Source organism: Ramlibacter henchirensis (genome assembly GCF_004682015.1).
GTDB lineage: Bacteria > Pseudomonadota > Gammaproteobacteria > Burkholderiales > Burkholderiaceae_C > Ramlibacter > Ramlibacter henchirensis.
The window spans coordinates 502828-528365 of record NZ_SMLM01000003.1 but is presented as its reverse complement, the minus strand read 5'-3'; the positions used below and the strand labels follow the sequence as shown (position 1 = coordinate 528365).

Below are 25538 nucleotides of genomic sequence, written 5' to 3'. Positions count from 1 at the left end.
CTCAGATGAACAGCTGGACGGCGGGCAGCGCGGCGTCGGGATTGAGCAGGTTCACGCGCTTGAGCGTGATTCGCAGCGCCCCGCCCTGCACCGTGAGCTCATGCAGGGTGTGGCCGACGAAGAAGTGCAGCTCGTCGCCCTGCGACTCGGTGTAATGGAATTCGGTGCGCACCACGTAACGGTTCGCGGCCGCGTCGAACGTCTCGACGGTGGGCGTCTGCAGCAGGTGGTGCGGCCGGCTCGGCGGCTGCTGCGAAAAGGCGCGCGGGCTCTTGAGGCGCTCGATGCGCAGGTCGCGCAGCAGCTTGTCCTCGTACATGTGCGAGGTGTGATTGATGCCGTCCGGCTGGTCGGGCACCAGCGGCACCCAGTAGATGCCGTCGTCCGCGAACAGCGCGTTCCACTCCTCGTAGCGCTTGGCGTCCAGCAGGCGCGCTTCGCGCACGACGAAATCGATCAGGTCCTGGCGGGTGATGTCGCTCATGGCCGCCCCTTCACATGTCGAGCGTCATGTACCGCGCCCAGGCCCGGTACTGGTTGCGCATGGAGATCTCGCTGGTGCCGTTGGTGGTCACCTCCGCCTTGCCGATCTCGCTCTCGTGGAAGTTGCGATGCAGGCTGACCCAGTCGTTGCCGCTCGCCTGCAGGCCGGCCTGGATGCCGCGGTAGGCCTGCAGGTCGTCGTGGCCGACGACCGAGAAAGGCGAGTTGATCAGCCGGCTGTACATGGTGGTGCGCTGCAGCAGCTCCGGCGGCGCGCCCTTCAAGCGGAAGGTCCAGCTCTCCACCAGCGTCTTGTCGGCCGCGATCGGCTTGACGACGCGGATGGCCTGGATGGCGCCCTTGATGGTGAGGTTCGGGTAGTAGACGGTGTTGTGGCGCGTCAGGCCCAGGATCTGCGCCGCGCGTTCGTCGCCGTACTTCGCCTTCATCGCCTGCTCGTAGGCCGGGATGCCGGAGTACTTGCTGTGGATGCTGAAGTTGACGCCCGAGAAGCTGTGGCCGTTGTCGAACACCCGCACGCCCATGTCCTCGAAGAACTTGTAGTCGGACATGAAGGGCACGAACTGCTCGATGGCCATGGGCTTGGGCGCATCGGCGGGCTTGTCGGCCCACATCTTCTTGGCGGTGCCGGCGGACGACTCGTGCGCCACCATCGGATGCATGGTGTCGTTCAGGTTCTCGACGAACATCTTCCAGTTGCACTGGTGCATGAAGCGCAGGCACCCGCCCGCGATCTCCAGTTCGCCCTCGGGCGAGCGGTCGGCCATGTTGTCCATGGAGCTGAGCGATTCGCCGAAGTACGCCTCGAAATCGGGGCCGACGTCGTTGATCTTGGCGAAGATGAAGCCGCGGTAGACGCGCACGTTCTTGAGCGTCACCAGGCCCTTGGCGCTCTCGCATTCCGAAAGCCGCGTGCCTTCGTAGCCCAGCTTCAGCGGGATGGCCAGCAGCGAACCGTCCGTCTTGAAGGTCCAGGCGTGGTAGGGGCAGCGGAAGAACTTGCCCGTGTTGCCGCAGCCGTCGTTGACCAGGCGCGATCCCTTGTGGGCGCACCGGTTCATCATCACCTTGACGCTGCCGTCCGTGTGGCGCACGACGATCAGCGGGCGGCCGCCGATTTCGTTCGTCATGTAGTCGCCGGGCTTGGGGACCTGGCTGTCGTGGCCGACGTAGTTCCAGGTGTTGGCGAAGAAGTGTTCCTGCTCCAGTTCGAACACTTCCTGGTTGATGTAGATGTCGCGGTGAACGCGATCCGGTTCGACGAGCGCACGCAGCGCCTCCGGGTTGCCGCGGTAGTTCATTTGCGTGGTCTTCACTGGAATGGCTCCTTCACATGTCCAGGACGAGTCGCGGCCCGCGCACGCGCGAGACGCAGATCTGCATGACCTTCCCGCTCGCCTTCTCGGCATCGCTCAGGAAGTAGTCGCGGTGGTCGATGTCGCCTTCGAGGACGGACGCGGAGCAGACCCCGCATTCGCCTCGCTTGCAATCGAACAGGGGATCGCAGCCATGCTCGATCAGGCAGTCCAGCACCGTCTGCCCGACGGGCACCTGGAAGCTCTGGCCGCTTTGCGACAGCACCACCTCAAAGGGCTGGTCGCCCACTTCGGCGACCGGGGTCGTGAACAGTTCGAAGTGGACCCGGTCATGCGTCCAGCCGCGCGCCTGGGTCCGCTCCAGGACCTTGTCCAGCAGCACCTTCGGGCCGCAGACATAGAGCTGGTCGGCATCGCCGCAGGCATCGAGCACGCGGTCGACGTCCAGCGGACCGCCGGCTTCGGCATCGGCGTGCACCTGGAGGTCTTCGCCGAGCAGGTCCTGCAATTGCGGCAGGAAGGCCATCAGCTCGCGGCTGCGGCCGGCGTACACCATTCGCACCGGCAGCTTGTCGGCGCGGCGCTGCGCGGCCATGCTGGTCATCGGCGTGATGCCGATGCCTCCCGCCAGCAGGACGGCGCAGCCGGGGCCGTCCCGCAGCGGAAATTCGTTGCGCGGCGCTTCGACGACGACGCGGTCCCCCGCCTGCAGCGCCTGGTGCATGAAGCGCGAGCCGCCCCGGCCATCGTCTTCGCGGCGAACGGCGATGGTGTACTCGTGCGGCGTGTGCAGGTCGCCGCCGGCCGAGAGATTGACCAGCGAATAGTGCCGCCAGTCCTCGCTTCCGTCCGGCAGCTTCACCTTGACGCGGATGTGGGAGCCGGCGGTGAACGGGGGCAGCACGGCGCCGTCTTCGGCGCGCAGCCGCAGCATCCGGATCAGCGGCTTCAACGTGCGCGCTTCCTCGACGCGCAGCGTGAGCAGCAGGCCCTCGTCCGTGGTCATTGGACAACCTTCGCCCTGCGGGCTGCGGTGCTATGAGCCTTCGGAGCGGCCGGGCGGCTCATGCGGCCTCTCGCAGCTGGGGTGTCAATGCATGCCGGCCGAGCGCGATGCGCAGCTTGTCGCCGCGTTCATCGGACAGGGCGGCGTCGCGCAGCTCGCGGACCGTGGCCGGTGCCAGGCGGGCGCCGCCTTCACGCACGGCGGCCATCAGCGTCTCGTAGTTGCGCAGGCCGCGCTCGTGCGTCTCGCTGTACCCCTTGACCAGCCGCTGGCACTGCGCCACTTCGGTGGCCAGTTGCGGATTGAGGGAGGCCGCGGCCGCGATGTGCGCCAGCCATTCCTCGATGCGACGGTTCTCCGCGGCATAGCGCAGCGTGCTGCGCCGCCAGCGCTTCATGCCCGACAGGAGGTACAGCGTCATGAAACCGCCGAGCGAGCTGGTGCGGACCACGCGCCCTTCGCGGGTAAAGCGCTCGACCAGGCGACGCGGCCAGCCCGAGCGCAGCAGCCAGTTGCCCAGCCCCGCGGGCAGCGTCTCGGCAATCTCCTGCAAGCGCGGGTGCATGAATTCGTTGATGGCCAGCAGCTGGTCGGGCTTGAGGCGCACTTCGGCTTCCACGCGTTCGAACCGCGAGGAGCGCGTCTTGAGTTCGGCCACGCGGATCGTGTCCTCGTACGACATCCAGAGCGCGAGGTGGCGCGCCGTCTCGAACAGCAGCTGGGGATCGCCGCCGGCGGGCAGGTCGCGCACCTTCTGCAGCCGGTCGAGGTAGAGGCCGGCATAGGCGGGATCCTGGAAGTCGACGAGACGACGCACGCCTTCCACGAGCACCGGGTGAGCCTGCGCGGGGAAGTCGCGCGCGATGCGGTCGACCAGCGCCTTGAGCTTCGGGTCGGCCGGAGCGGGCATCGAGAACGGCTCGTCCACCTGCTTGAGCTCGACCGGCACGTTGGCGCGATCGAAGGCGGCGCCGAAGGCCTTCAGGCTCGTCTTGACGCCCACGCCGCCGCGCTCGATGGTCGCCTCGAACTGCGCGCGGCTGAACGGCAGCACGCCGGTGCCGGCGAGAGCGCCGAACAGGACGGCACTGATCACGCTGCCGGCCTCGTCGGCGGCCTTCTCCATGTCGAAGTGCACGAAACGCTTGGCGGCGGCTTGCGCGTGCGCGAGCAGATTGGAAGGGTCCACGCGGCCGTCGCCCATCGCGGTCTTCTCGACGATGGAATAGACGCGGTGGGTCGACGCGATCAGCGTGGTGCGGTCCGGCGTGACCAGTCCGCGCGCCACCGCCCGGCCCGCTTCCATCAGCTCGGAAGCGATCACCACGTCCACATCGCCCGGCAGCGGCATCAGCGCCAGCACGGGCGTGCCGCCGTCGGCCTCGGCCTGCGCCTTCGGGTACAGCTCGACGTAATAGATGGTCGCGCCGGTGCGTTGCGCGACCCCGGGCACGGAAGTGCTCTGGCCCATGAAGCCGTTGAACTCCGCCAGGTCGACGATCCAGTCGGCCAGCACGCCGCCGCCCTCGCCGCCCATGGCGAGGATCGCGATCTTGATCGGCTGCACTCTGCTCATGGCGCGCTCAGAACGCGTACTGGCGGCGGGCGCGCGCGTCGCGGCGCTGGAGGTAGCCGATCACCGCGCCCGACACCTTGCGGCGGAACTTGTCCCAGCCCGTGGGGTTGGTGACGATCTGGGCCTTGTAGAAGGACGGGCACAGCACGGCGGCATGCGCGACCTCGCCGCAAAGTCCACAGCCGACGCAGGAATCGATCACGGTCGCGATCGGGTCGGTGCGCAGCGGGTCGGGGTTGGGCTTGATCGACAGCGAGGGGCAGCCGTTCAGGCGGATGCAGGAGTGGTCGCCCGTGCAGGTGTCGGGATCGATGCCGAAACGCTCGCGCACGACCCGCTTGCCCTCGGCCACGGCCTTGCGCACCAAAGGCTTCTCGCGGCGCTGCTTGTTCAGCATGCACTCGGACTGCGCGATCAGGACCTTGGGGCCCTTGTCCCTGGTCGTGAGCGCCTCGCGCAGCGCGTCGCGCATGCCCTTCACGTCGTACGTGCGCCGCATCGTGCGGACCCACTTGACGCCGACGCCTCGCACGGCCTGTTCGATCTCGTGGCGGGTGCTGCGCGTCGGGTTGCTGGCCTGCGACGACAGGATGTCCTGGCCGCCGGTGGCCGAGGTGTAGTTGTTGTCGACGACGATCGTCAGGTTGTCGTTGCGGTTGAAGACCGCGTTCGCGATGCCGCTGGTCAGGCCGTTGTGCCAGAAGCCGCCGTCACCCATCACGCTGATGGCGCGCTTGTGGTCCGGCGCGTTCAGCGCCGCGGCGCCCGCCGTGCCGAGGCCGTAGCCCATCGTCGTGTTGCCGAGGTTGAAGGGCGGCAGGATGGAGAACAGGTGGCAGCCGATGTCGGCGCTGACGTGGTGCGGCCCGAGCTCGCGCTCGACCAGCTTCATGGCCGAGAAGATGGGGCGCTCCGGGCAGCCGGTGCAAAAGCCCGGCGGCCGGGCCTGCACGTCCTCGGCCAGCGGCTTGAGCGGGATCACCTTGGGAACCTTCACCGGCGCCGGTTCAGGCTGGAGGCGGCCGTAGCGCTCGAGGAACGCGCGCACGCCCTTGAGCGTCTCGGCGGCCGTGTATTCGCCCGCGACCGGCAGCATGTCCTTGCCGTGCAGCGCGGTCGCGGCACCGGACTGGCGCAGGATGGAAGCCACGTTCTGCTCGACGAAGTTGGGCTGGCCTTCCTCGACCATGAGCACCGCGCGCTTGCCTTCGCAGAAGCGCCGCACTTCGGAGTCGATCACCGGATAGGCCACGTTCATCACGTACAGCGGCACCCGGCTGTTGCCGTAGATGTCGGCGAAGCCCAGCCGCTCGAGCACGCGGACCAGCGTGTTGTAGCAGCCGCCCTGCACGACGATGCCGATGTCGTCCGTGCCTTCGGCGAAGAATTCGTTGAGCCCGTGCGACTCGATGTAGCGCACGGCGGCGGGCCAGCGGTCGCGCACCTTCTCCTGCTCGTGCTGGAAGCTCGCGGGCGGCAGGACGATGCGGCTGACGTCGCGCTGCGGGTTGTCCAGCGCGTCGCCGATGGTGAAGGCCGGGCGCTTGTTGTCGGAGGCGGTGAACTCGCCGTGCACGTGGCAGGCGCGGATGCGCAGCTGCAGCATCACCGGCGTGTTGCTGGCTTCCGAAAGCTCGAAGCCCTGCTTGACCGCGGCGACGATGGACGGGAGGTTGGGACGCGGGTCGAGCATCCAGATCTGCGACTTCATCGCGAAGGCGTGGCTGCGCTCCTGCATGATCGAAGAGCCTTCGCCGTAGTCCTCGCCCACCACGATCAGCGCGCCGCCGGTGACGCCGCCCGAGGCCAGGTTGGCCAGCGCGTCCGAGGCCACGTTGGTGCCGACGGTCGCCTTGAAGGTCACGGCGCCGCGCAACGGATAGTTCACCGACGCGGCCAGCGTGGCTGCGGCCGTGGCCTCGCTCGCGCTGTTCTCGAACCGGATGCCGTGCTCGGCCAGGATGTCCTGCGCGTCGGCCAGCACATCCATCAGGTGCGAGATCGGCGCGCCCTGGTAGCCGGCGACGTACGCCACGCCCGATTCCAGCAGCGCCTTGGTCACGGCCAGGATGCCCTCGCCGCGGAACGTTTCCCCGGCGCCCAGCCGCAGCTTCTTCACTTCCTCGACGAACGATCTCTCAGCCATGGCCTTCCTGTTTCCCGGGTAAGCAACGCCTCGCACTGCCTGCGTGCGGATTTAGTTTAAGCTGGAACATATGAAAAGTCATGCGATTTCTGAACCCCGTGATTTCCCTAGGTCGGGAAGCTCGGGCGCGCACCATCGCGGCTCATCCAGCCAGGCCGATTCGATGGGCGGGGACTTCGTCGCTGACTACCTGCCGGCCCTGCTCGCGCAGGCCCATCAGGTGATCGCGGGCGAGTTCCACGACGTGGTCGGCGCGCGCGGTTTCTCGCCGTCGGAGTGGCGTGTGCTGGCCACGCTGGCCGACGGGCAGCCCTTGAGCATCACTCGCCTCGCGCAGATCGTGGTGATGAAGCAGCCCACGCTGACCAAGGTTCTCGATCGCATGGAAGGCTGCGGGCATGTGCGCCGCCTGCCTTATCAGGGAGACCGGCGCATCACGCTGGTAAGCATTACCCCTCAGGGAGCAAGGCTGCTTCGCAGCTGATCCCGCTGGCGCGCGAGCACGAGCGTCGCGTGCTCGCACCCTTCGGTGCATCACGCGCAGCAGAGCTGAAGAACACGCTGGCGCGGCTGATCGAACAGGCCCAGCGCGGCAGCTAGAGCACCAGCACCGCCCGGCCGCGGTGACCGCGGCGGGTGATCCACTCGAGCGCAGCGCCCGCCTGCTCGAACGGAAACTCCGTGACCTCGAGCTGTAATCGGCCTTGCGCAAGCCGCTCCAGCAATGCCGGCGCGGCGGCGCGGCCGGAAGCCTCGCGTCGGAACATGTTCAGCGGCAGCAGCGCGATGTCGCGCTGCAATAGCTCGGGCAAGTCCAGCCTGGTTTCGGTGCCGCCGGCATAGCCCACGAGCACCGCGCGGCCGCCGGGCGCGACACCGCGAAGTGCGGCAGGCAGCGCGTCGCCGCCCACGGTGTCGAGCAGCAGGTCGGCCTCCGGCGCCAGCGCGTCCGCAGACACCGCATCGAAGTGCGCCGGCAGGCGCGAGCGCTGCTCTTCATCGAAGTACACCGCACGGACCTGCGCACCCGCGTCGCGTGCCAGTTGCAAGACGAGCGAGCCCACCGCGCCGGTCGCGCCTGTCACCAGCACACGCTGGCCTTCGCGGACCTGGCCCACGTCGTGCAGCGCGACCCAGGCCGAGGTCGACGGCGAAAAGAAGGCCGAGCCGAGCGCCATCGGCACCTGCTCGGGCAAGGCGCCGAGTGCATGGTCGGGCGCGTCGACCAGTTCGCACCAGGTTCCGTTGCGAACCGTGCCGAGCCCGGCGCCGCGCAGCCAGACGCGCTGGCCGGCGGCGAAGCGCTCGCTGTGCACGACCACGCCCGCGCCTTCCACTCCCGGGATGTACGGCAGCGGCGGATGGCGCAGGAAGGCGCCGCTCCAGATCGTGCGGTCGATGTGCCCGACCGTCGCCGCGTGCATGCGGACGATGGAGCGGCCGGGCGACGGCGCCGGATCGGGGAGCTCTTCGACGCGAGGCGGTTCGCCCCAGGCGTGCACGCGCAGCGCCTTCACGGCTGCTCGTCCAGAAAGCGCAGGACCGCGTCCGCGAAGGCGGCCGGCAGCTGGTCGGGCAAGGGCACCATGCCGCCGGGGATCTCCTCGATGCGGGCCTGCGGCAGCCGTTCGTGCAGCTCCTGCGCGTGAGGCGCCGCGAAGGGATCGTCCATGGCCTTGATCAGCAGCGTGGGTTGCCGCACCTGCGCGATGCAGTCCTCCATGCGATACGAAGCGACCGCCCGATGGCCCCCTTCCACGTCGCCGCGCACCTTCATTGCGTCCTGCACGAAGGCAAGGAGCAGTTCGGGCCGGCCGGGCGGATAGAACGACTGGCGCTTGCGCCACAACTCGGCGAGATGGCTGCCGTCGTCCGCCGGCTCGACCGCATCGATGGGCGGACGCTGCGCACGCGCGCGGCGGAACGCTTCATCGGTGTACGGCGTGGAGGACAGCACCAGCGAGGCCACCCGCTCCGCATGGCGGGCCGCGAGCTCCACCGCGATGACGCCGCCCGTGTGGTGGCCCACGACATGCACGCGCGGCAGCCCCAGGGCATCGAGCAACTGCACCGCGACGGCCGCCCAGGTCTCGATGGAGGCCGGGCCGCTGGGCGGCTCCGAGTCGCCGAAGCCTGCCGTGTCCATGGCGATCGCCCGGTAGCTGGCGCCGATCAGCGGCAGCACCTCGCGGTACTCGGCCCAGCTGCGCGGGGTCTGGTGCAGCAGCAGCACCGCGGGCCGGCGGGGGTCACCGCACTCCGCGTAGTGGACCTGCCCGTGCGGCAGGTCGGCGAAGGCGCGCCGGACCTTCATGCGAGGGTCTTGTCGGCCGGCGGCCGCCACAAGCCCGCGTGCCGCAGCATGCCGAGCGTTCGCGACAGCACGTCCACGCGGTAAGCGCCCGTGTCTTTCCCTGCGTACTCGTAGAAGCCGCTGCCGGTCTTCAGCCCCAGCCGGCCCTCTTCCATCATCTTCGTGACGATGCCCGGCGTCTCGTAGCGGGAGGCGTCGATGGTGCCGGCCATCTCGCGGCTGGCGTGGAACAGGATGTCGCAGCCGCCGAAATCGATGAACTCCACGACCCCCAGCGCTGCGAAGCGCAGGCCCATGCCGAAGCGAGTGGCCTTGTCGATTTCCTCGGCGGTGGCGACGCCCTCCTCCACCATGCGCGCTGCCTCGTTCATCACCAGCGCCTGCAGGCGCGGCACGATGTAGCCGGGCGCCGGCCCGCACACGACCGGCAGCTTGCCGATGCCTTCCATCAGTGCACGGGTGCGAGCCACGACTTCCGCGTTGGTGCCCGCATGCGTGCTCAGCTCCACCACCGGGATCAGGTACGCGGGATTGAGCCAGTGCATGTTGAGGAAGCGCTCCGGCCGGTGCACCAGTTCCGCCAGCTGCGTCACCAGGATGCTGCTGGTGGTGGAAGTGAGAATGGCGTCCTCGCGGCAGAGCCGGTTGATCTGCGCGAAGGCGTCTCGCTTGGCCTCCATCGTCTCGGGTACGCCCTCGAACACGAGCTCGGCTTGCGCAAGCGCCGCCGCTGCGCCGGCGGCGTCGACCAGTTCCACGCGGCTGGCGATGGGCTCCACTTGCTCCGGCTGGAGCGCGCCGAGTTTCACCAGGCCTTGCAGGCTCGCGCGGACCTCGGCCATGGCCTCCTCCCGCAGCTTGCTCCAGGCCTCGGGGCTGCGCTGGCGCAGGTCCACGAGCGCGATGCGGTAGCCGGCGTAAGCAAAACTGATCGCGATGCCGCGGCCCATCCGCCCCGCACCGACGGCAACGAAGCGCGCCATGTCATTCGCCCTTGTGAAGCAGTTGCTGCAGGTCTTCGCGGCGCATGCCGGCGAGCCCGAGGCCTTCCAGCGTGCGCTGCCCGCGGCGCAGGTCGCGGCCGAGGAAACCGCCGACGACGGCCAGCAGCCCCTGGGCGATCGGTGCGTCCGTTCCCGTCCAACGGGCCACGGACGCCAGGAACGCGAGGCCCAGCTCCGTGTCTTCCGTTACGTAGCGGTGCGTGTGCAGGTCGATGTTCTCGCGCCAGTCGCCGGACTTCACCAGTTTCTTGTGGGCGTCGCCGTACATCCAGCGGTCGTTGAGGTAGTGGTCGGCGAGCGGATAGTGAGGCGCGGAATAACCGAGCGCCTCGCGCACCGCGATGCGTTCCTGGTCCAGCCGGTCCGTTACGGCCCGCACCGCGGGCTGCGTGCCTTCGTTGTGGATGTCCCAGCGCTCGAAGTGCTGCAGCGGGGCCGCGTTCATCACGATCAAGGGCGGGTGGATGATCGGACCCGCGTTCATCAACGCGCCGGACAACGCGTCACCGCATCCGTGCACGCTGGGGAAGGCTTCACGGATCACCGCGAGCGCCTGCTCGGCCTTGCGAGCCGGGTAGACGCCTGTCGGCAAACGCACGGCTCGCACCGTGACGTTGACCTCGCGCTCGCCATGCTTGCGCGCGAGCCAGGGCAAGGTGCCCGTCTCGGCCCAGGCGACGTCGGCGCGATTGCCGCTCTCACGGACGATGCGGGCCATCACGAAGCTTCCGAAAGTGCCCGGCGGCAGGAACACGACCTGGCCGTCCACCAGGTGCGGCGCCATGGCTCGCGCGATATCGGCCTGGGCGATCGCCGGCGAAGGGATCAGGACAAGCTGGGCACCGGAGAGTGCATCGCGGATGTCGGCCGTCGCGCGGGCGATGGCCACGTCGCGCGCGCCGTCGGCGTCCTTGAGCTTGATCGAGCCGCTGTCGATGACGGGCTGCAGCGCCCTGGCGTCACGGCGCCAGAGGCTCACCTGGTGACCGGCTTCGGCGAGGTCGGCGGCGGCCGCGTAGCAGCCGTGGCCACCGCCGAGGATGGCGATTCTCATCTGTGTACTCCTGCCCGGCGCAACGCCGGCGGGGTACATTACTTTTCATATATTGATCTGTCAAGGATGTGTGCGCTGCCTCGGCGCGAGGGAGAATTCCGGGATGAGCAAGGCCGCCAAAGCCCACAAGCGCCCCTTCGTGGACGACTACCTGCCCGCGCTGCTGGCGCAGGCGAGCCACCTGATCTCGGGCGAGTTCCACCGGACCGTCACGTCCAAGGGATTCACGATTTCCGAATGGCGCGTGCTGGCGACGCTGGCAGGCGCAGAGCCGATGAGCATCGGCAGCCTGGCCCGGCGCACGGTGCTCAAGCAGCCTACCCTCACCCGCGTGCTGGACCGCATGGAAAGCCGCGGGCACATCAAACGGATTCCGCACGACACCGACCGGCGCATCACGCTGATCTCGATCACCGCAGCGGGTGAACGGCAGGTCGCGGGCCTGATCGATCTCGCACTCGTCCACGAGCATCGCGTGCTCGAGCCTTTCGGGCTGGCCCGGTCCGCTGAACTGAAGGCCACGCTCAAGCAGATGATCGAGCTGCACAAGAACCTCGCCGAGGAAGGCGGGGCCTTCGCGTCCGACGACGAAGAGCTGCCCTGAATCGCTTCGTCGCGGCTGCAAAGGATGGCGTCGGCCACCGTCTAATTGACAAGTTGATACCCCCGGATGAGAGGAGCGGACCGCTCGCTGCGGGGACACTACCCCGGCCTTCTGAAGGCACCGGATCGCGGTACCCATCGGTGCCGCCATCTCTCTCGCGCGACGGGTGTTCCGTCTCCGGCCCTGGATCTTTTCCAGCGGGATGACGCCTTGCTCGCCTTTCTCAAATCTTGGAGGAAATCTTGATTACCCAGACGACTTCAGACTCGACCACTACCGCAGCCTTGCTCGCCAAACCCGTCGGCTACGACGCGTCCACCCGGGGCGGGTTCGATGCGCGTGAGCGTATCCACCGCTTCGCCGCCGCGGTCCACCGGGCCATCGACAGCGTCGAGCAGAGCCTGGATTCCAGGAGCCGGGGCGTGATGTCCAGCCGGGACAAGTACGGCGAGCAGGCCCGGCAATATGGAGACAAGGTACGCGAGCGCATCAACGCCCAACCGCTGCAGTCCGCTGCCATTGCGGTCGGCGCCGGCGTGGTCCTCGACAAGGTGTTCACGCGCAGGAAGCCGAAGGTGCGCGTCGTCAATGTGCCTGCGTATACGCGGCCGACGTGGGAGGCGAGCCCGTCACCTGATCGATCCGCCAGGCGCTGGACGGACACGGCCGGTTCCTACATGCAGGGCCTGCGGGCGACCGGGCAGGAAGCGGCGGGCAAAGCGGGGGCGGCCGCGAGCCTGGGCCTGGCGGGCGCCGAATCCACGGCATCCACGCTGGCGCGCAAGGTCAGTACCGTGCCTCTGCAGATGCGGCTGGCCACGCAACGCCTGCTGGCCAGGTCGCAGGAGTACGGCAGCATGGCGCGCTCGGAAGTGCAGGCCCGTCCACTCGTCGGGGCCGGGGCGATGCTCGGCGCCGGCGCACTGCTGACGACGCTCTGGCTGCAGCGCCGCCGTCCGGAGACCGGCATGGCGTACGTCACCGTCGATGAAAAAGGCAACGGGACCGCCTGGCAGCGCGATCGGGTCGATGTCGAACCGCGCGGCATGATTTCATCTCGGCCGGTCACGTCCGCCGTGGTGGCGCTCGGCCTCGGCGCGGTCATCGGCGCCATGCTCAAGCGACAGTAAGCGAGGACGGCAGCTTCCGGCCGGAAGCTGCCCTCAGCGCGGCGACGCCGAGGACCGGAGCGCCGCCTGCCTCCTGCTGCGCAGCGCTCGCAGCAGGGGAAGCGCGAACCACACGAGGAACGTGAGGGCCGCGAGCCCGGCCGCGATCGGCCGTCCGACGAAGGCGGAGAGATCGCCCTCGGACTTGATCATCGACGTGATGAAGTTTTCCTCCAGCATGCCGCCCAGCACCACGCCCAGGATCGCGGGCGCGATCGGGTAACGGTTCGCTTCCAGCACGTAGGCCACCACGCCCGCGACGAGCATCACGGCCACGTCGAACGGCGTGTTGTTGATGGCGAACGTGCCCACGATGCAGAACAGCAGGATCAGCGGCATGAGCACGTTGCGCGGCACCCGCAGGATGCGCTTGGCGACCTTGATGCAGAGCAGGCCCAGCGGAACCATGATGATGTTCGCGATGATGAAGAGCAGGAACACGGCATAGATGTTCTGCGGATTGGTCGTGAACAGCGTCGGCCCGGGGTTCATGTTCTTCATGTACAGCACGCCGATCACGATGGCCGTGATCGAATCGCCCGGGATGCCGAACACCAGCGCCGGGATCCACGCCCCCGCCAGCGCGCTGTTGTTCGCCGCGCCCGACTCGACGATGCCTTCGACATGGCCGGTGCCGAATTTCTCGGGCTCCTTCGAGAACCTCTTGCTCATCGCATAGGACATCCAGGCGGCGATGTCCGCGCCGGCTCCGGGCAGCGCGCCCACGGCCGTGCCCAGGGTGCTCCCTCGCAGGATCTGCACGGGGTATTTCTTCGCCAGCGCCCATTGCCCGCGCATCACATTGCCGACCTTGTCGACCACGACTTCCGCCGGCGGGCTGGTGTCGACGACGTAGCGGATCACCTCGGAGATGGCGAACATGCCGATCATCATCGGGATCATCCCGATGCCGCCCGTCATTTCCGCGTTGCCGAAGGTGAAGCGCGGGAAACCCGCGGGGTTGCCCAGGCCCACGCAGGCGACCAGCAGTCCGAGCAGGAGCGTCACGACGCCCTTGAGCGGCTGGTCGCCGGTGATGAGGACGGCGCAGGTAAGCCCCAACAGGACCAGCCAGAAATACTCGAACGAACTGAAGTTCAGTGCGAACTCCGCCAGCGCGGGGGCCGCAACGATCAGCGCCACCGTCCCGAAAAGTCCCCCCACGGCGGAGAAGACGAGGCCGGCGCCGAGCGCGAGTTCGGCCTCGCCCTTGCGCGTCATGGCGAACGCTTCGTCCGTGTAGGCGGCCGATGCGGGCGTGCCCGGAATGCGCAGCAGGCAGCCCGGGATGTCGCCCGAGAAGATCGCCATCGCAGTGGCGGTGACCATCGCTGCGATGGCGGGGATCGGCGGCATGAAGAAGGTGACGGGCACCAGCAGCGCCGTGGCCATCGTCGCCGTGAGGCCGGGGACCGCGCCCACGAACAAGCCGAAGAGCGAGGCACCGAGCATCACGGCGATGGTGTACGGCTCGAACACCATCGCGAAGGCCTGGGCGACTGCCTGGAACACGGGTCACCTACCAGGCATAGGGCGTCAGCACGCCCCAGGGAAGCGGCACTCGAAGCAGCTTGTAGAAGGCGAAGTGCACCACCAGTGCGGCAATGACGGCGATGAGGACGGCGCGGCCGGGAGGCACGCGCAGCGTCATGAACAGAGCCGACAGGATCAAGACGGCAAGCGGCAGGAAGCCGACCTTCCCGGCCGCGAAGATGTACAGGAGCACGGAGCCGAGCAACACCGCGAGCGCGGCCACGTGCCGGGGTGACTGGACCCACGGTTCCCACGCGAGCCACCGCTCGCCGTTGCGGCGGCCGCGCCAGCCCTGCACCAGCAACACGGCGCCCGCGACGCACAGGCCGGTGGCGATCAGGCCCGGAAAGAGCGCCGGACCGACCGGTTGCCCCGGGATCTTGGGGAAGCCCTGGACCCCGAAGAGCACCGCCGCCCCGAGCGCGATGAAGAGCGCGCCGAGGACTGCGTCGTTGAGTTTCACCGGCCTCTTACTTGGCCAGCCCGACGGCCTTCATCGTGGCGCCGAGTTCGGCGTCCGACTTGGCCATGAAGCGGCCGAACTCGTCGGCGGGCGCGTAGATGACGCCGAAGCCGCGGCTGGTCATGAACTCGTTGTATTCCTTGCTGGCGGCGATCTTCCCGATGGCGGCGGCCAGCTTGTCCTGGACGTCCTTCGGAATGCCCTTGGGCGCGACGATGCCGCGCCACGCGGCCATGGTCCAGTTGCTGCCGAGTGCCGCCTTGACGGTCGGCACGTTGGGATAGAGCGCCGCCGGCTTGTCGGCCATGATGGCCAGGCTCTTCACCTTGCCTGCGTCTATGAGCGAACGGGCTTCCGGCAGCGACACCGGGGCGATCTCGATGCCACCGGCCACCATGTCCTGAAGGCCGGGCGCAGCGCCGTTGCTCGGCACCCAGGGCACCGCGGCCGGGTCGATCTTCTGGTCGCGCAGCAGTCCTGCCAGCGCGAGATGCCAGATGCCGCCCTGGCCGGTGCCGGACGCCTTGAACTTCCCCGGATTGGCCTTGATGGCGGTGAGCAGGTCCTGGATGGTCTTGTAGGGGGCGTCGGCGCGGACCTGCACCCCCGCCGGATCGGCGTTCACCAGGCCGATCGGCGTGTACGACGCACCGGAGAGTTCCGTCAGGCCCTGCCAGTGCATCATGCCGATCTCCACCGTGGCCATGCCGATGGTGTAGCCATCGGGCGGAGCCGACGCGATCGCCGCATGGCCCACGACGCCGCTGCCGCCCGTGCGGTTCACGACGTTCACGGGCTGGCCGAGTTCCTTTTCCAGCAGCGAGCCGATGATGCGAGCCGTGGCGTCCGTGCCGCCGCCCGCGCCCCAAGGCACGATCAGCGTGATCGGCCGGCTCGGATAGGCTTGGGCAAGCGCGGGCGCGGCCCATGCTGATGCGAGGCTCAAAAGCGCTGCAGAGACAAGCGCACGGCGGATCTTGCTGGCTTTCATCGAGGCTCCTTCTTGTCGTCGACCTGACGAAGGTCCTCAATCTAGGGGCATCCTGACGACGGGGAATCAGGGGGAACCATAGCGCTGATGCTCATCAACGCGCGCGGTGGCAGGGCTTGGCGGATCAACGCCCCGCGGTTCCCAATGAAAAAAGCCCCCTGGCGGGGGCTGTTCACTGTGCGTGGCGGAGAGGGCGGGATTCGAACCCGCGGTGGGCTATCAACCCACACACGCTTTCCAGGCGTGCGACTTAAACCGCTCATCCACCTCTCCTGCGAGCCCGCGATTGTAGCAGCGGGCCCCTGCTCGTCAGAGGCGGCGCCGCTCAGGCGACCTTGGCCCGGCGCGCTTCCTGCGGGTTGGCGATCATCGACAGCAGCAGGTTCACGTCGGCCGGCTTGACCATGTGGAAGTCGAAGCCGGCCTGGGCCGAGCGCGAGCGGCTTTCGGCTTCGCCGTAGCCCGTCAGCGCGATCAGCAGCGCGTCCTGCGACGAAGGGTGGCTGCGCAGCTGGTGCGCCACCTCGAAGCCGTTCATGCCGGGCAGTCCGATGTCCAGCAGCACGACGTCGGGCCGGAACTCCTGCGCGATCTGCAGCGCCGCCTTGCCTTCGTTGGCCACCTTGACCTGGAAGCCTTCCATTTCCAGCAGCGTCATCAGCGTCTCGGCCGATGCCATCAGGTCGTCGACGACCAGGATGCGCGACGCGGTGGACGGCTCGGTCGCCGCCTTGCGGGGCGTGATGGGCGCGACCTGCTGCGACTTCTCAAGCTGGCCCAGCTTCGCGGGCAGGGTGAAGGACACTTCCGTGCCCTTGCCGATGCCCTCGCTGTGCGCGTCGACCGTGCCGCCGTGCAGTTCCACGAGGTGCTTGACCAGTGTGAGGCCGATGCCGAGGCCGCCCTGCGAGCGGTCCAGCGACTGGTCGCCCTGCGCGAAGAGGTCGAAGATGTGAGGCAGGAACGCCGGATCGATGCCCGTTCCCTCGTCCTTCACCGAGATGCGGACCTTGCCGTCCGTGTACGACGCCTTGACGGCGATGCGGCTTTCGGCCGGGGAGAACTTCGACGCGTTGTTGATCAGGTTGGACAGCACCTGCGACAGCCGCACCGAGTCGCCTTCCAGCAGCACGGACTCCTGCGGCAGCTCCATCGCCAGCGTCTGGTTGCGCGCCTCCAGCCGCGGCAGGCTCGATTCCGCCGAGCGCTCGATCAGCGAGGCCAGGCTCAGTTTCTCGGGCTTGACCACCACCTTGCCCTGCACGATGCGCGAGACGTCCAGCAGGTCGTCGATCAGGCGCGCCATGTGGTCGGCCTGGCGGCTGATCACGTCGCGTGCCCAGTTCATGGTGGGGCCGTCGACGTCGGTGCCCTGCATGATGTGCACCGCATTGCGGATGGGCGCGAGCGGGTTGCGCAGTTCGTGGGCCAGCATGGCCAGGAACTCGTTCTTGCGCCGGTCCGCCTCCTGCACGGCGCTGTACAGGCGCGCGTTCTCCATGGCGATGGACGCGCGGCCCGCGACTTCGCGCGCGAGCGCCAGCCGTGCGCCGTCGAACTGCTGCGGGTCGCCTTGCAGGACCAGCACGCCGCGCACGCGTTCGCCGGCGGTCAACGGACACAACGCGGCGCCCTCCCCGTCGTCCTTCCACAGCTGCAAGTGGCGGGTGGCGATGGCGCGAGAGAGCGCCTGGCGGGCGCCCTCGGGCAAGCCGTCGGCGGTGGCGCCGCCCGTGCCGTGTGATCGCACCACGTTGCCTTCGGAATCGACCAGCGCCACGACCGCCTTGTCGCACAGCATCGGGACGGATACATCGAGCAGCGCGCGGACGGTGTGTTCCAGCTCCAGCGATCGCGAGAGCACCTGGCTCACTTCGGCCAGGTAGTCCGCGCGGTGGATGGCTTCCTCCGCCGCTGCGCGCGCCGCTTCCGAGCGTGCGAGCTGTTCGCGCTCGGCCGCCCGCAGCTGCAGCTGGCGGTTCATGCGCCAGAGCTCGACGAACACGCGCACCTTGGAGCGCAGCACCTCGGGCACGACGGGCGACGGGATGTAGTCCACCGCGCCCAGGGCGTAGCCGCGCTTGGCCTGCAGTTCGTCGACGTAGGCGGTGATGAAGACGATCGGCGTCTGGGCCGACTTCTTGTAGTGCCGGATCAGGCTGGCCGTCTCCAGCCCGTCGATGTCGGGCATGTTGACGTCCAGCAGGATCACCGCGAACTCCATCTCGAGGATGTAGCGCAGCGCCTCCTTGCCGGACCGGGCGCTGACGATGTTCTCGCCCAGCTCGTCCAGGATCGACCGGAAAACAATGTGCTTCTCCTGGAGGTCGTCGACGACCAGGATGTTGGCCTTCTCGCGCTCCTGGAACGCGGTCTGGGCTTCGGTGTTCTGTCGCGCGGTCACTGGTGCAGCCAAGCCCTCAGAACGGTCAGCAGGTCATGGGTGTTCACGGGCTTGGAAAGATAGTCCCAGGCCCCGGCCTCGATGCACTTCTCGCGGTCGCCCTTCATCGCCTTGGCCGTGACGGCGATCATCGGCAGGTTCTTGCCCTGCGGCAGCTTGCGGATTTCCTTCATCGTGGCCATGCCATCCATCTCCGGCATCATGATGTCCATCAGCACGACCTCGATCTGGGGATCGTTGGCCACCCGGCTGATCGCCTCGCGCCCATTGTCGGCCCAGACGATGTCCATGGAGTGCTCTTCAAGGACGGTGGCCAGCGCGAAGATGTTGCGCATGTCGTCGTCGACGATCAGCACCCGCTTTCCGGTCAGCGGCTTGGCCTCGGAGATCGCCTCTTCCAGAAGCGCGCGCTTTGCGTCGGGCAGCCGGGCGACGCTCTGGTGGAGCGCCAGGAGGGCCGCGTCGTACAGGCGCGTCGTCGTGTGCACCTCGGTGACCGTCACCCGGTCGTCCGAGTGCCAGGAGAAGCGGCCGGACTCGTTGCTCGCCCCGTTACGGTAGAGCAGCAGCGGCAGCGGCCCCAGGCCGGAGTGGCTGGCCAGCGCGTGGCGCACCTGAGCCGTGTCGAGCTTGCCGAACGAGTCTTCCAGCACCACGCAGTCGAACTGGTTCTCGTCCAGCGCAGCCAGGAACCTGCCGGCGCTCTCCACCACCACCGGCGTGATGTTGTCGTCGGCCAGGTGGCCCAGGAACCGTTCGCGGGCCGCATGGTCCTTCATCGCCACGAGCACGGTGCGCTGCTTGCGGGCGCAGTAGGAGCGCAGCTTGTCCAGCATGTCGTCCAGGATCTCCCTGGACTGGATGGGCTTCTCGACGAAAGCCAGCGCGCCGCCCTTGAAGGCCCGCTCCCTGGAATCGTCCGTGGAGATCACGCACACCGGGATGTGGCGCGCGATGAAGTCCTGCTTCAGGCGATCGAGCACGCGCCATCCGTCCATGTCGGGCAGGTACATGTCGAGCGTGATGGCGGAGATCTGGTACTGGTTGGCGAAGGTGAGCGCGCCTGCGCCCACGGACGTCACCAGGCCCTTGAAGCCCTTGGCCCGCGCGGCGTCCAGCAGGAACTTCGCGAAGCCCAGGTCGTTCTCCACGATCAGCAGGACCCTGTCGCCTTCGAGGATGCTGGCCCGGTCGTCGCCGGCCTCGTTCAGCAGGGCCGGCAGGTTGTCGAGCGGATCCTCGACGATTTCCTTTTTCGGCGCCGGTGCGGGGAGCGGCGGCGGCAGGCGGCGCGCCTGCGGCGCCGGCTGGATCTCGGCGAACGAACTGGTGCGGCGCGCGCTGCGCGTCGACGGATAGTGCACCGGCAGGTAGAGCGTGAACGTGCTGCCCTGCCCCGGCGCGCTGGCCAGGCGGATCTCGCCGCCCAGCAGCTTCGACAGTTCGCGGCTGATCGCGAGGCCCAGGCCCGTGCCGCCGTACTTGCGGCTGGTGGAGCCGTCGGCCTGCTGGAAGGCCTCGAAGATGATCTGCTGCTTGTCGCCGGAGATGCCGATGCCGGTGTCCGCCACCGCGAAGGCGATCACCTGCTGGGCACGGTTGAGTTCCTCGTGGTCGGAACTCCAGCCGGTGACCACTTCCTCGATCGTCAGCGTCACGTTGCCCTGGTGGGTGAACTTGAACGCGTTGGACAGCAGGTTCTTCAGGATCTGCTGCAGGCGCTTGACGTCCGTGATCATCGCGGCCGGCAGCTGCAGGCCGGTCTGGATGTGGAAGTCCACGTTCTTGGCTTCGGCGACGTGGCGGAAGGTGCGCTCCACGTACAGCTGCAGGTCGGACAGGTGCAGCTCGCTGACGTCCACCGCCACCGTGCCGGACTCGATCTTGGAAAGGTCCAGGATGTCGTTGATCAGCATCAGCAGGTCGTTGCCGGACGAGTGGATCGTCTTGGCGAATTCCACCTGCTTGGTGGTGAGGTTGCCTTCCGGATTCTTCGACAGCTGGTCCGACAGGATCAGCAGCGAGTTGAGCGGCGTGCGCAGCTCGTGCGACATGTTGGCCAGGAACTCGGACTTGTACTTGGACGTCAGCGCCAGCTGCTTGGCCTTTTCCTCCAGCGCCTGGCGGGCCTGCTCCACTTCCTGGTTCTTGCGCTCCACCTCGTGGTTCTGGTGGACCAGGAGGCGCGCCTTCTCCTGCAGCTCCTCGTTGGTCTGCTGCAGTTCCTGCTGGCGGCTCTGGAGCTCCTGCGCGAGCGACTGCGACTGCGTCAGCAGGTCCTCGGTACGCATGTTGGCCTCGATCGTGTTGATCACGATGCCGATCGATTCGGCCAGCTGGTCCAGGAACTGCTGGTGCGTGGAGTTGAAGCGCTCGATCGACGCCAGCTCCAGCACACCCCGCACCTGCCCTTCGAAGATGATCGGAAGCACCAGCACGTTGAGCGGCGGCATCTCGGTCAGGCCCGAGGAAATGCGCAGCGTCTCCGGGATGCTGGAGGTCAGCAGGATCTTCTTCTTGTCGAAGGCGCACTGGCCGACAAGGCCTTCGCCCAGGTCCACTTCCTTGCCGTAGGCGCCGTGTCCGTCGGACGCATAGCTGGCCATCAGGCGCAGGCGCGGCTGGTCGGACGTGTAGCGCAGCACGTAGAACTCGGCCTGCTGCGCGCCCACCACTGGCGCCAGCTCAGAGAGGATCAGGTGGCCCACCGCCACGAGGTCCTTCTGGCCCTGCAGCATCCGCGAGAACTTGGCCAGGTTGGTCTTGAGCCAGTCCTGCTCGGTGTTCAGCTGCGTGGTGTCCTTCAGGTTGCGGATCATCTCGTTCACGGTGTCCTTCAACGCGGCCATCTCGCCCAGCGCCTCCACCGTGATCGATCGCGTCAGGTCACCCTGCGTCACCGCGGTGGCCACCTCGGCGATGGCCCGCACCTGCGTCGTGAGGTTGGCCGCGAGCTGGTTCACGTTCTCCGTCAGGCCCTTCCAGGTGCCCGACGCGCCCGGAACCTTGGCCTGGCCGCCCAGCTTGCCTTCCACGCCCACTTCGCGCGCCACCGTGGTCACCTGGTCGGCGAACGTGGCCAGCGTGTCGGTCATGGAGTTGATGGTCTCGGCCAGCGCGGCGATCTCGCCCTTGGCCTCCACCGTCAGCTTCTGCTGCAGGTCGCCGTTGGCCACGGCCGTCACCACCTTGGCGATGCCTCGCACCTGCGACGTCAGGTTGCCGGCCATGAAGTTCACGTTGTCCGTCAGGTCCTTCCAGGTGCCGGACACGCCCTTCACCTGGGCCTGTCCGCCCAGGCGGCCCTCCGTGCCCACTTCACGCGCCACGCGCGTCACTTCCGAAGCGAACGAGGAGAGCTGGTCCACCATGGTGTTGATGGTGTTCTTCAGCTCCAGGATCTCGCCCTTCACGTCCACCGTGATCTTCTTGCCGAGGTCGCCGGCCGCCACTGCTTTCGTCACGTCGGCGATGTTCCGCACCTGGGCCGTCAGGTTGCCGGCCATGAAGTTCACGTTGTCCGTCAGGTCCTTCCAGGTGCCGGCCACGCCTTGCACGTCGGCCTGGCCGCCCAGCTTGCCTTCGGTGCCCACCTCGCGCGCCACCCGCGTCACTTCCGACGCGAACGACCGCAGCTGGTCCACCATGGTGTTGATCACGTCCTTGATCTGCAGGATTTCGCCGCGCACGTCCACCGTGATCTTCTGCGTCAGGTCGCCCATGGCGATGGCCGTGGCCACCTTGGACACGTCCCGCAGCTGAACCGTGAGGTTGGACGCCATCGAATTCACCGACTCAGTCAGGTCCTTCCACGTGCCGGCCACGCCCTGCACGTCGGCCTGGCCGCCCAGCCGGCCTTCGGTACCCACCTCGCGAGCCACCCGCGTCACCTCGGCCGCGAACGACGAGAGCTGGTCCACCGTGGTGTTGATCACGTCCTTGATCTGCTGGATCTCGCCGCGGGCTTCCACGGTGATCTTCTGCGTCAGGTCGCCGGTGGCGATGGCGGTGGCCACCTTGGACACGTCCCGCAGCTGCACGGTGAGGTTGGACGCCATGGAGTTCACCGACTCCGTCAGGTCCTTCCACGTCCCCGCCACGCCCTGCACGTCGGCCTGGCCGCCCAGCTTGCCCTCCGTACCCACTTCACGCGCCACGCGCGTCACTTCCGCGGCGAAGGATCGCAGCTGGTCCACCATGGTGTTCACGGTGTTCTTCAGCTCCAGGATCTCGCCCTTCACGTCCACCGTGATCTTCTTGGACAGGTCGCCGTTGGCCACCGCCTTGGTCACGTCGGCGATGTTGCGCACCTGGGCGGTCAGGTTGCCGGCCATGAAGTTCACGTTGTCGGTCAGGTCCTTCCAGGTGCCGGCGACGCCCTTCACGTCCGCCTGGCCGCCCAGCTTGCCTTCGGTGCCCACCTCGCGCGCCACGCGCGTCACTTCCGACGCGAACGAGGAGAGCTGGTCCACCATGGTGTTGATGGTGTTCTTCAGCTCCAGGATCTCGCCCTTCACGTCCACCGTGATCTTCTTGGAGAGGTCGCCCGCGGCCACCGCCTTCGTCACGTCCGCGATGTTCCGCACCTGGGCCGTCAGGTTGCCGGCCATGGAGTTCACGGAATCGGTCAGGTCCTTCCAGGTGCCCGCAACGCCTTGCACGTCGGCCTGGCCGCCCAGCTTTCCTTCCGTACCCACTTCGCGCGCCACGCGAGTCACTTCCGAAGCGAAGGATCGCAGCTGGTCCACCATCGTGTTGATGGTGTTCTTCAGCTCCAGGATCTCGCCCTTCACGTCCACCGTGATCTTCTTGGACAGGTCGCCGGCCGCCACCGCCGTCGTCACCTCGGCGATGTTCCGCACCTGGGCCGTGAGGTTCGAGCCCATGGAGTTCACCGACTCGGTCAGGTCCTTCCACGTACCCGCCACGCCCTGCACGTCGGCCTGGCCGCCCAGCTTGCCTTCGGTACCCACTTCCCGCGCCACCCGCGTCACTTCCGAGGCGAACGAGGAGAGCTGGTCCACCATGGTGTTGATGGTGTTCTTCAGCTCCAGGATCTCACCTTTCACGTCCACCGTGATCTTCTTGGACAGGTCGCCGGCAGCCACCGCCTTCGTCACGTCCGCGATGTTGCGCACCTGGGCCGTGAGGTTGGACGCCATGAAGTTCACCGAATCGGTGAGGTCCTTCCAGGTGCCTGCGACGCCCTGAACATCGGCCTGGCCGCCCAGCTTTCCTTCGGTACCCACCTCCCGCGCCACGCGCGTCACTTCGGCGGCGAAGGTGCCCAGCTGCTGCACCATCTTGTTGATGATCATGGCGGTGCGCAGGAACTCGCCTTCCAGCGGCCGGCCATCGGCCTCGAGGGCCATCGACTTGGACAGGTCACCCTGCGCGACGGCGCCGATCACGCGCGCCACTTCCGACGTCGGGTGAACCAGGTCGCCGATCAGCGAGTTGATGCATTCGGCGGAGTCGCGCCAGAAGCCGCTTGCGTTGGCGAGCTGGGCGCGCTCCTTGAGCTTGCCCTCCTTGCCGACAACGCGCGACAGCCGCGACAGTTCCTGCGCCATGCGCACGTTCTCGGCCACGACGTCGTTGAAGGCGTCCGCGACCTTTCCGAAGACGCCGGACCAATCCGGCGGGAGCTGGGCCTTCGCGTTGCCTTTTCTCAGGTCGGTGAGCGCCTTGAGCAGGGCGCGCGTGTTGTCGCCATTTAGCTCCAGCTCGTCGACGAGCAGGTTGATGACCGCGACGTTGTCCTGCCAGAAACCGGTGAGCTTGCCGTCCTCGATCCTGCGACTGCCCTTGCCGCCCAGGCGGGAAACCGTCTCGACTGATTTGAGCTTGTGCGTCGTGCGAGCCGTCTGCGACGACAGCTCGTTGAATTCGGCGGCGATCTTGCCGTACACGCCGTCCCAGTCGTTCGGGAGCGTCACCCCGCCCTCCCCCCGACGGAACGCGCCCAGCGCCTTGAGCAGGAGACCCAGCTCGGCATCGCGCTGCTCACTGATCGGGAGTTTTGCTACTACTTCCATTGATTCGTCCCCAACACGTAAGCGCCCGTCACGGAGACGGGAGGTGGCGCAGGGTAGTGATTTCTGACGGATGAGGCAACCTCGTCCATGCACCGATGGCCTGCAAAGCCAGTACTGGCGCGGGGTGTAGGAACGCGCCTACAGTAAGAGGGCAGGCGGTACTACAGTTCAGCAGGCAGCCCGAGAGACGTGAAAGTAGGTGCCCTGCGCACCCAGGGATGCAACAAAAAAGGCCGCCTTGCGGCGGCCCTCTCATGGATGAGGCACTCGCTCAGAGCGGCGCCTTCTTGCCACCCTTGTACGTGTACAGGGTGGTCGCCGAGTTCTTCAGCTCGCCGTTGGGCTCGAAGGCGATGGTGGCCGTCACGCCCTTGTAGTTGGCCTTCTTCAGCTCCGGGATGTACTTCTTGGGATCCGTGGAGTTGGCGCGCTTCATCGCGTCGACCAGCACGAAGGTGGCGTCGTAGGTGTACGGGCTGTAGACCTGGAACTGGCCGGGGTACTTCTTGTCGTACTTCTCCTTCCAGGCCTTCCCGCCGGGCATCTTGTCCAGCGAGGCGCCGCCTTCGGCGCAGATGACGTTCTCCAGCGTCTTGGCGCCGGCGGACAGCTTGATGATCTCGTTGGTGCAGATACCGTCGCCGCCGAAGTACTTGACGTTCGACAGGCCCAGCTGTTCCATCTGGCGCAGCATCGGACCGGCCTGCGGGTCCATGCCGCCGAAGAAGATCGCTTCGGGGTTCTTGGCCTTGATGGCGGTCAGGATGGCCATGAAGTCGGTGGCCTGGGCGGTCGTGAACTGCTCGTCGAGGATTTGCATGCCCTTGGACTGCGCAGTCTTCTTGAACACCTCGGCCACGCCCTGCCCGTAAGCCGTGCGGTCGTCGATGATGGCGACCTTCTTCAGCTTGAGCTTGTCGGCCGCGTGCAGCGCCAGGGCGGCGCCCAGGGCGTTGTCGTTGGCGATGATGCGGTAGGTGGTGTTGTAGCCCGGCTTGGTCAGGGCGGGATTGGTGGCCGCGCCGGTGACGTGCGGGATGCCGCAGTCGTTGTAGATCTTGGAGGCGGGGATCGTGGTTCCCGAGTTCAGGTGTCCCACCACGCCGGCGACCTTGGAGTCGCACAGCTTCTGGGCGGCGGCCGTGCCCTGCTTCGGGTCGGCGGCGTCGTCCTCGGCCTGGATCTCGAACTTGACCTTTTGGCCGCCGATGGTGACGCCCTGGGCGTTCAGCTCCTCGATCGCCATGCGGACGCCGTTCTCATTGTCCTTGCCGTAGTGCGCCTGCGGACCGGAAAGGGGAGCGACGTGGCCAATCTTGACCACCTGCTGCGCGGCGGCGACGCCGCACAGGGCGGCGACGGCGGCGGCAACCGTCAGCTTGATCTTCATTTGCATGGGGAAACCTCCGAAAGTGG

Annotated in this window: 18 protein-coding genes and 1 tRNA gene; 3 read left to right on the top strand and 16 right to left on the bottom strand. The window is 67.5% G+C overall.

Annotated features, from left to right (window positions below):
• Window position 1: 1 nt before the first annotated feature.
• Genes EZ313_RS20595 through EZ313_RS20575 form a run of 5 tightly spaced genes read right to left on the bottom strand, consistent with a single transcriptional unit; the run spans window position 2 to window position 6548 of the window.
• A complete protein-coding gene (locus EZ313_RS20595; RefSeq protein WP_135265180.1) occupies window positions 2-484 on the bottom strand; it encodes an aromatic-ring-hydroxylating dioxygenase subunit beta in 483 nt (160 codons plus the stop codon).
• 10 nt (window positions 485-494) lie between these two features.
• Complete coding sequence (locus EZ313_RS20590; RefSeq protein ID WP_135265342.1) at window positions 495-1805, bottom strand: aromatic ring-hydroxylating dioxygenase subunit alpha; 1311 nt, start codon at window positions 1803-1805, stop codon at window positions 495-497.
• A gap of 28 nt (window positions 1806-1833) precedes the next feature.
• On the bottom strand, window positions 1834-2826 hold the full coding sequence (locus EZ313_RS20585) for a PDR/VanB family oxidoreductase (protein ID WP_135265179.1): 993 nt from the start codon (window positions 2824-2826) through the stop codon (window positions 1834-1836).
• Window positions 2827-2884: 58 nt separating this feature from the next.
• On the bottom strand, window positions 2885-4402 hold the full coding sequence (locus tag EZ313_RS20580; RefSeq protein ID WP_135265178.1) for an indolepyruvate oxidoreductase subunit beta family protein: 1518 nt from the start codon (window positions 4400-4402) through the stop codon (window positions 2885-2887).
• Window positions 4403-4409: 7 nt separating this feature from the next.
• Window positions 4410-6548, bottom strand: coding sequence for a thiamine pyrophosphate-dependent enzyme (locus tag EZ313_RS20575; protein ID WP_135265177.1), 2139 nt, complete (start codon window positions 6546-6548; stop codon window positions 4410-4412).
• A gap of 70 nt (window positions 6549-6618) precedes the next feature.
• On the opposite strand from EZ313_RS20575, the gene EZ313_RS20570 reads away from it, so the two are divergent.
• On the top strand, window positions 6619-7032 hold the full coding sequence (locus tag EZ313_RS20570; RefSeq protein ID WP_338106329.1) for a MarR family winged helix-turn-helix transcriptional regulator: 414 nt from the start codon (window positions 6619-6621) through the stop codon (window positions 7030-7032).
• Between the two features lie 112 nt (window positions 7033-7144).
• Here EZ313_RS20570 and EZ313_RS20565 read toward each other — a convergent pair whose 3' ends face one another.
• From EZ313_RS20565 to EZ313_RS20550, 4 genes are read right to left on the bottom strand one after another with little or no spacing between them, the layout of a single operon-like run.
• On the bottom strand, window positions 7145-8065 hold the full coding sequence (locus EZ313_RS20565) for a quinone oxidoreductase family protein (protein WP_135265176.1): 921 nt from the start codon (window positions 8063-8065) through the stop codon (window positions 7145-7147).
• Entirely contained in the window at window positions 8062-8862 is an 801-nt protein-coding gene (locus EZ313_RS20560; RefSeq protein WP_135265175.1) for an alpha/beta fold hydrolase, read from the bottom strand. Before EZ313_RS20560 ends, EZ313_RS20565 begins: the two co-directional genes overlap by 4 nt.
• Window positions 8859-9845 carry a 3-hydroxybutyryl-CoA dehydrogenase gene (locus tag EZ313_RS20555; protein ID WP_135265174.1) on the bottom strand — a complete coding sequence of 329 codons (987 nt, stop codon included), beginning with the start codon at window positions 9843-9845 and terminating at the stop codon, window positions 8859-8861. Before EZ313_RS20555 ends, EZ313_RS20560 begins: the two co-directional genes overlap by 4 nt.
• 1 nt (window position 9846) lies before the next feature.
• Window positions 9847-10920 carry an NAD/NADP-dependent octopine/nopaline dehydrogenase family protein gene (locus tag EZ313_RS20550; RefSeq protein ID WP_135265173.1) on the bottom strand — a complete coding sequence of 358 codons (1074 nt, stop codon included), beginning with the start codon at window positions 10918-10920 and terminating at the stop codon, window positions 9847-9849.
• Window positions 10921-11023: 103 nt separating this feature from the next.
• On the opposite strand from EZ313_RS20550, the gene EZ313_RS20545 reads away from it, so the two are divergent.
• A complete protein-coding gene (locus tag EZ313_RS20545) occupies window positions 11024-11524 on the top strand; it encodes a MarR family winged helix-turn-helix transcriptional regulator (protein ID WP_135265172.1) in 501 nt (166 codons plus the stop codon).
• A 242-nt stretch (window positions 11525-11766) separates the two neighbouring features.
• Window positions 11767-12654, top strand: a complete 888-nt coding sequence (locus tag EZ313_RS20540; RefSeq protein WP_135265171.1) for a hypothetical protein — start codon at window positions 11767-11769, stop codon at window positions 12652-12654.
• Between the two features lie 33 nt (window positions 12655-12687).
• Here the strand turns inward: EZ313_RS20540 and EZ313_RS20535 are convergent, their stop codons facing one another.
• From EZ313_RS20535 to EZ313_RS20505, 7 genes are all read right to left on the bottom strand, one after another.
• The gene (locus EZ313_RS20535; protein WP_420849331.1) at window positions 12688-14175 is read right to left on the bottom strand and encodes a tripartite tricarboxylate transporter permease; all 1488 of its coding nucleotides are present in this window, start codon (window positions 14173-14175) and stop codon (window positions 12688-12690) included.
• A 37-nt stretch (window positions 14176-14212) separates the two neighbouring features.
• The gene (locus EZ313_RS20530; RefSeq protein WP_135265169.1) at window positions 14213-14689 is read right to left on the bottom strand and encodes a tripartite tricarboxylate transporter TctB family protein; all 477 of its coding nucleotides are present in this window, start codon (window positions 14687-14689) and stop codon (window positions 14213-14215) included.
• Between the two features lie 7 nt (window positions 14690-14696).
• Window positions 14697-15680: a tripartite tricarboxylate transporter substrate binding protein gene (locus EZ313_RS20525; RefSeq protein WP_135265168.1), complete on the bottom strand. Its 984-nt coding sequence runs from the start codon at window positions 15678-15680 to the stop codon at window positions 14697-14699.
• A 182-nt stretch (window positions 15681-15862) separates the two neighbouring features.
• A tRNA-Ser gene (locus tag EZ313_RS20520) sits at window positions 15863-15953 on the bottom strand.
• Window positions 15954-16005: 52 nt separating this feature from the next.
• On the bottom strand, window positions 16006-18084 hold the full coding sequence (locus EZ313_RS20515; RefSeq protein ID WP_135265167.1) for a hybrid sensor histidine kinase/response regulator: 2079 nt from the start codon (window positions 18082-18084) through the stop codon (window positions 16006-16008).
• Window positions 18081-24122 carry a HAMP domain-containing protein gene (locus EZ313_RS20510; protein ID WP_205960447.1) on the bottom strand — a complete coding sequence of 2014 codons (6042 nt, stop codon included), beginning with the start codon at window positions 24120-24122 and terminating at the stop codon, window positions 18081-18083. Before EZ313_RS20510 ends, EZ313_RS20515 begins: the two co-directional genes overlap by 4 nt.
• Before the next feature lie 271 nt (window positions 24123-24393).
• Entirely contained in the window at window positions 24394-25518 is a 1125-nt protein-coding gene (locus tag EZ313_RS20505; RefSeq protein ID WP_135265166.1) for a branched-chain amino acid ABC transporter substrate-binding protein, read from the bottom strand.
• Window positions 25519-25538: the final 20 nt, after the last annotated feature.

Excerpts from the sequence above, each read along its gene's own strand:
- EZ313_RS20595 (WP_135265180.1), bottom strand. The coding sequence starts at position 484 with ATGAGCGACATCACCCGCCAGGACCTGATCGATTTCGTCGTGCGCGAA.
- EZ313_RS20590 (WP_135265342.1), bottom strand. The coding sequence starts at position 1,805 with ATGAACTACCGCGGCAACCCGGAGGCGCTGCGTGCGCTCGTCGAACCG.
- EZ313_RS20585 (WP_135265179.1), bottom strand. The coding sequence starts at position 2,826 with ATGACCACGGACGAGGGCCTGCTGCTCACGCTGCGCGTCGAGGAAGCG.
- EZ313_RS20580 (WP_135265178.1), bottom strand. The coding sequence starts at position 4,402 with ATGAGCAGAGTGCAGCCGATCAAGATCGCGATCCTCGCCATGGGCGGC.
- EZ313_RS20575 (WP_135265177.1), bottom strand. The coding sequence starts at position 6,548 with ATGGCTGAGAGATCGTTCGTCGAGGAAGTGAAGAAGCTGCGGCTGGGC.
- EZ313_RS20570 (WP_338106329.1), top strand. The coding sequence starts at position 6,619 with ATGAAAAGTCATGCGATTTCTGAACCCCGTGATTTCCCTAGGTCGGGA.
- EZ313_RS20560 (WP_135265175.1), bottom strand. The coding sequence starts at position 8,862 with ATGAAGGTCCGGCGCGCCTTCGCCGACCTGCCGCACGGGCAGGTCCAC.
- EZ313_RS20555 (WP_135265174.1), bottom strand. The coding sequence starts at position 9,845 with ATGGCGCGCTTCGTTGCCGTCGGTGCGGGGCGGATGGGCCGCGGCATC.
- EZ313_RS20550 (WP_135265173.1), bottom strand. The coding sequence starts at position 10,920 with ATGAGAATCGCCATCCTCGGCGGTGGCCACGGCTGCTACGCGGCCGCC.
- EZ313_RS20545 (WP_135265172.1), top strand. The coding sequence starts at position 11,024 with ATGAGCAAGGCCGCCAAAGCCCACAAGCGCCCCTTCGTGGACGACTAC.
- EZ313_RS20535 (WP_420849331.1), bottom strand. The coding sequence starts at position 14,175 with ATGGTGTTCGAGCCGTACACCATCGCCGTGATGCTCGGTGCCTCGCTC.
- EZ313_RS20525 (WP_135265168.1), bottom strand. The coding sequence starts at position 15,680 with ATGAAAGCCAGCAAGATCCGCCGTGCGCTTGTCTCTGCAGCGCTTTTG.
- EZ313_RS20510 (WP_205960447.1), bottom strand. The coding sequence starts at position 24,122 with ATGGAAGTAGTAGCAAAACTCCCGATCAGTGAGCAGCGCGATGCCGAG.
- EZ313_RS20505 (WP_135265166.1), bottom strand. The coding sequence starts at position 25,518 with ATGCAAATGAAGATCAAGCTGACGGTTGCCGCCGCCGTCGCCGCCCTG.